Origin of the sequence: Flavobacterium sp. LM5 (assembly GCF_002017945.1) — a bacterium.
In the GTDB taxonomy this organism is placed as follows: domain Bacteria; phylum Bacteroidota; class Bacteroidia; order Flavobacteriales; family Flavobacteriaceae; genus Flavobacterium; species Flavobacterium succinicans.
The window spans coordinates 1-3,946 of sequence record NZ_MUFX01000058.1 but is presented as its reverse complement, the minus strand read 5'-3'; the positions used below and the strand labels follow the sequence as shown (position 1 = coordinate 3,946).

Annotated in this window: 6 protein-coding genes and 3 pseudogenes; 5 read left to right on the top strand and 4 right to left on the bottom strand. The window is 35.7% G+C overall.

The features are described 5' to 3' along the window. The 4 genes and pseudogenes from BXU11_RS18385 to BXU11_RS17795 all read right to left on the bottom strand — a co-directional run. A pseudogene (locus tag BXU11_RS18385) lies at positions 1-623 on the bottom strand (patatin); the annotation flags it as partial. Next, entirely contained in the window at positions 617-1,525 is a 909-nt protein-coding gene (locus BXU11_RS18380) for a patatin-like phospholipase family protein (protein WP_223253803.1), read from the bottom strand. The pseudogene BXU11_RS18385 and the gene BXU11_RS18380, both read right to left, overlap by 7 nt. After that, complete coding sequence (locus BXU11_RS18375; protein WP_223253802.1) at positions 1,482-1,814, bottom strand: patatin-like phospholipase family protein; 333 nt, start codon at positions 1,812-1,814, stop codon at positions 1,482-1,484. Before BXU11_RS18375 ends, BXU11_RS18380 begins: the two co-directional genes overlap by 44 nt. Before the next feature lie 21 nt (positions 1,815-1,835). Continuing rightward, positions 1,836-1,976, bottom strand: a pseudogene (locus tag BXU11_RS17795) (helix-hairpin-helix domain-containing protein); the annotation flags it as partial. On the opposite strand from BXU11_RS17795, the gene BXU11_RS17965 reads away from it, so the two are divergent. The 5 genes and pseudogenes from BXU11_RS17965 to BXU11_RS18540 all read left to right on the top strand — a co-directional run. Further along, positions 1,938-2,162, top strand: a complete 225-nt coding sequence (locus tag BXU11_RS17965) for a hypothetical protein (RefSeq protein WP_189318570.1) — start codon at positions 1,938-1,940, stop codon at positions 2,160-2,162. The pseudogene BXU11_RS17795 and the gene BXU11_RS17965 overlap by 39 nt on opposite strands. After that, positions 2,159-2,659 carry a patatin-like phospholipase family protein gene (locus tag BXU11_RS18370; protein ID WP_223253801.1) on the top strand — a complete coding sequence of 167 codons (501 nt, stop codon included), beginning with the start codon at positions 2,159-2,161 and terminating at the stop codon, positions 2,657-2,659. Before BXU11_RS17965 ends, BXU11_RS18370 begins: the two co-directional genes overlap by 4 nt. Then, positions 2,643-2,867, top strand: a complete 225-nt coding sequence (locus tag BXU11_RS18365) for a patatin-like phospholipase family protein (protein WP_223253800.1) — start codon at positions 2,643-2,645, stop codon at positions 2,865-2,867. The genes BXU11_RS18370 and BXU11_RS18365 overlap by 17 nt, the downstream gene beginning before the upstream one ends. 59 nt (positions 2,868-2,926) lie before the next feature. Beyond that, a complete protein-coding gene (locus tag BXU11_RS18545; RefSeq protein WP_255373984.1) occupies positions 2,927-3,625 on the top strand; it encodes a hypothetical protein in 699 nt (232 codons plus the stop codon). Then, positions 3,604-3,946 (top strand): annotated as a pseudogene (locus BXU11_RS18540) (patatin); the annotation flags it as partial. The gene BXU11_RS18545 and the pseudogene BXU11_RS18540, both read left to right, overlap by 22 nt.

Below are 3,946 nucleotides of genomic sequence, written 5' to 3'. Positions count from 1 at the left end.
CAACACTTTTGCCGCTACCGCAAAATCAGCTTTGAGTATGGTAAAAGGCTCAAACACTTTTGAATAATTAGAAGACATTAAATACGAGTGCACATCACCCGTAAATGACCAGCCTTTGGTTGGAAAATACTTACTATCCAAGGCGTCAAACTTCAGATATCCGAACACGCCAAATAATTACTATCCTCTACGGCTGGGCTATTTTTGGTAACTACTGAGGGAACGATATTTAGGTACTTGTATTCGATACCGCCTCCAATTAAATATTTTTGAACAAAAACCGATTGAAAATAGGCCTGATTGTTCCAATCCTGAAAATCAACATTGATCAATGAAAGTTCTTCGTCCATTTCTTTGCCCACCTGAATGGTCTGAGATATACTTCTATCAAATTGATTCAAAGAGGACTTAAAACCAAAACTTATGTTATAGCCATTGTCGACATAATAATTAAAATTGTAACGGAAATTATCTCCAATGATAAGATCCAATGAAGAATTGTCATTTTTAATCAATAGATTTTTTTGTGTAATATTGGCCAAAACAGCGCTTTTGTACAAACCATCGTAATGTAAACCCAACTTTAATTGTGTTTTAGTGTCGTTTTCTTTCAAGTTTAACACAATTGTTCAGCATTCCCAAGAGGTTGCAAAGCGTAAGTAATGGCGTTAAAATTTTGAGTTCCGTTGATGTTGTTGATGCCATTTTGCAACTTCGTATAGGTAATTAAACTTCCGGGTTTGAAGCGTAATTTACCTTTAACATAAGTGCTCGTGAAATTTTTCATTTCATTCACTTCAATGTCTGACACCAAAATACTATCAGATATGAGCTTTAATTTTGGCTTTCGATAAGGAAAATCATGATTTACTAATTGTTTTAATTTTTCGTACACGGCAAAAGAAGCTTCTTCGCCTTTAACTATTATTTCTTTGCCTTTATCAAAAGATATCACAGAATAATCTTTGATGTCTGGCTGTATGTACACGGTTGTTTTTTGTACATTTCCTTTCATCTTGTCGATCATGCTGAAGTTGGTGATCTGTACTAATATTTTGGTAGCATCTCTAAGTGCGGTACGATCTTTTAACCCTTCTTGAACATCGACTCCAATGATAACATCAGCTCCCAAATCTATCACTTCTTGAATGGGGTAATTATTCACAACACCACCGTCAATAAGCACTTTACCCTCAATTTCAACGGGAGAAAACAAGGAAGGAAACGCCGCACTTGCTAAAATACATTGCGCTAAATTGCCTTTGTTCAACAACACTTGTTCGCCTTTTTCAATATCAGTAGCGATACACAAAAAAGGAATGGGTAATTGATTGAAATCGTGAATGTTTTTTACATTTCGAGTCAAACGGGTCAACAAATTAAAGTTGTACATACCTTTAGAAAGTGCCTCAGGAATACCGATTTTGAATTTTTTTTTTTTTTTTTTTTTATTAAAGGGCAGTGTTACGGCATACAATTCGTCATTGCGTTTTTCGTAAAAAATTCTTGGATCCCCTTGGAACATAATCGTTGATTAACTTATCGAAATCAACGGTGTGAAAAATAGAATCAATTTGTGATGCATTAAAACCCGTGGCGTACAAACCTCCAATCACGGCACCCATACTGGTTCCGCCGATATAATCGATTTTGATTCCGGCTTCTTCAATCACTTTCAACACGCCAATATGAGCGAAACCTTTGGCTCCACCTCCACTTAATACTAGACCTATTTTGGGTTTCTTTGCTTGTTCTTGTGACCAAAGTAACCCACAACAACAGAACAACAAAAGTAAAGCAGTAAATCTACTCATAGACAAGAATTTAGCAACGTGCTATTTCTTGTAAAAGTCGGAAATTTTTTTGGCTTTTGACACGCCAATAACCTCAGAAATTTCTTTTTCTGTAGCCAATTGTATTCTTTTAACACTTTTAAAATGCTCAATAAGCGTAATCATCGTTTTTTCGCCTATGCCGGAACTTCATCGATTGAAGTATCCATAGGCGAAAAAACGATGATTACGCTTATTGAGCATTTTAAAAGTGTTAAAAGAATACAATTGGCTACAGAAAAAGAAATTTCTGAGGTTATTGCGTGTCAAAAGCCAAAAAAATTTCCGACTTTTACAAGAAATAGCACGTTGCTAAATTCTTGTCTATGAGTAGATTTACTGCTTTACTTTTGTTGTTCTGTTGTTGTGGGTTACTTTGGTCACAAGAACAAGCAAAGAAACCCAAAATAGGTCTAGTATTAAGTGGAGGTGGAGCCAAAGGTTTCGCTCATATTGGCGTGTTGAAAGTGATTGAAGAAGCCGGAATCAAAATCGATTATATCGGCGGAACCAGTATGGGTGCCGTGATTGGAGGTTTGTACGCCACGGGTTTTAATGCATCACAAATTGATTCTATTTTTCACACCGTTGATTTCGATAAGTTAATCAACGATTATGTTCCAAGGGGATCCAAGAATTTTTACGAAAAACGCAATGACGAATTGTATGCCGTAACACTGCCCTTTAATAAATTCAAAATCGGTATTCCTGAGGCACTTTCTAAAGGTATGTACAACTTTAATTTGTTGACCCGTTTGACTCGAAATGTAAAAAAACATTCACGATTTCAATCAATTACCCATTCCTTTTTTGTGTATCGCTACTGATATTGAAAAAGGCGAACAAGTGTTGTTGAACAAAGGCAATTTAGCGCAATGTATTTTAGCAAGTGCGGCGTTTCCTTCCTTGTTTTCTCCCGTTGAAATTGAGGGTAAAGTGCTTATTGACGGTGGTGTTGTGAATAATTACCCCATTCAAGAAGTGATAGATTTGGAGCTGATGTTATCATTGGAGTCGATGTTCAAGAAGGGTTAAAAGATCGTACCGCACTTAGAGATGCTACCAAAATATTAGTACAGATCACCAACTTCAGCATGATCGACAAGATGAAAGGAAATGTACAAAAAACAACCGTGTACATACAGCCAGACATCAAAGATTATTCTGTGATATCTTTTGATAAAGGCAAAGAAATAATAGTTAAAGGCGAAGAAGCTTCTTTTGCCGTGTACGAAAAATTAAAACAATTAGTAAATCATGATTTTCCTTATCGAAAGCCAAAATTAAAGCTCATATCTGATAGTATTTTGGTGTCAGACATTGAAGTGAATGAAATGAAAAATTTCACGAGCACTTATGTTAAAGGTAAATTACGCTTCAAACCCGGAAGTTTAATTACCTATACGAAGTTGCAAAATGGCATCAACAACATCAACGGAACTCAAAATTTTAACGCCATTACTTACGCTTTGCAACCTCTTGGGAATGCTGAACAATTGGTGTTAAACTTGAAAGAAAACGACACTAAAACACAATTAAAGTTGGGTTTACATTACGATGGTTTGTACAAAAGCGCTGTTTTGGCCAATATTACACAAAAAAATCTATTGATTAAAAATGACAATTCTTCATTGGATCTTATCATTGGAGATAATTTCCGTTACAATTTTAATTATTATGTCGACAATGGCTATAACATAAGTTTTGGTTTTAAGTCCTCTTTGAATCAATTTGATAGAAGTATATCTCAGACCATTCAGGTGGCAAAGAAATGGACGAAGAACTTTCATTGATCAATGTTGATTTTCAGGATTGGAACAATCAGGCCTATTTTCAATCGGTTTTTGTTCAAAAATATTTAATTGGAGGCGGTATCGAATACAAGTACCTAAATATCGTTCCCTCAGTAGTTACCAAAAATAGCCCAGCCGTAGAGGATAGTAATTATTTGGGCGTGTTCGGATATCTGAAGTTTGACGCCTTGGATAGTAAGTATTTTCCAACCAAAGGCTGGTCATTTACGGGTGATGTGCACTCGTATTTAATGTCTTCTAATTATTCAAAAGTGTTTGAGCCTTTTACCATACTCAAAGCTGATTTTGCGGTAGCGGCAA

Excerpts from the sequence above, each read along its gene's own strand:
- BXU11_RS18380 (WP_223253803.1), bottom strand. The coding sequence starts at position 1,525 with ATGTTCCAAGGGGATCCAAGAATTTTTTACGAAAAACGCAATGACGAA.
- BXU11_RS18375 (WP_223253802.1), bottom strand. The coding sequence starts at position 1,814 with ATGAGTAGATTTACTGCTTTACTTTTGTTGTTCTGTTGTTGTGGGTTA.
- BXU11_RS17965 (WP_189318570.1), top strand. The coding sequence starts at position 1,938 with ATGCTCAATAAGCGTAATCATCGTTTTTTCGCCTATGCCGGAACTTCA.
- BXU11_RS18370 (WP_223253801.1), top strand. The coding sequence starts at position 2,159 with ATGAGTAGATTTACTGCTTTACTTTTGTTGTTCTGTTGTTGTGGGTTA.
- BXU11_RS18545 (WP_255373984.1), top strand. The coding sequence starts at position 2,927 with ATGATCGACAAGATGAAAGGAAATGTACAAAAAACAACCGTGTACATA.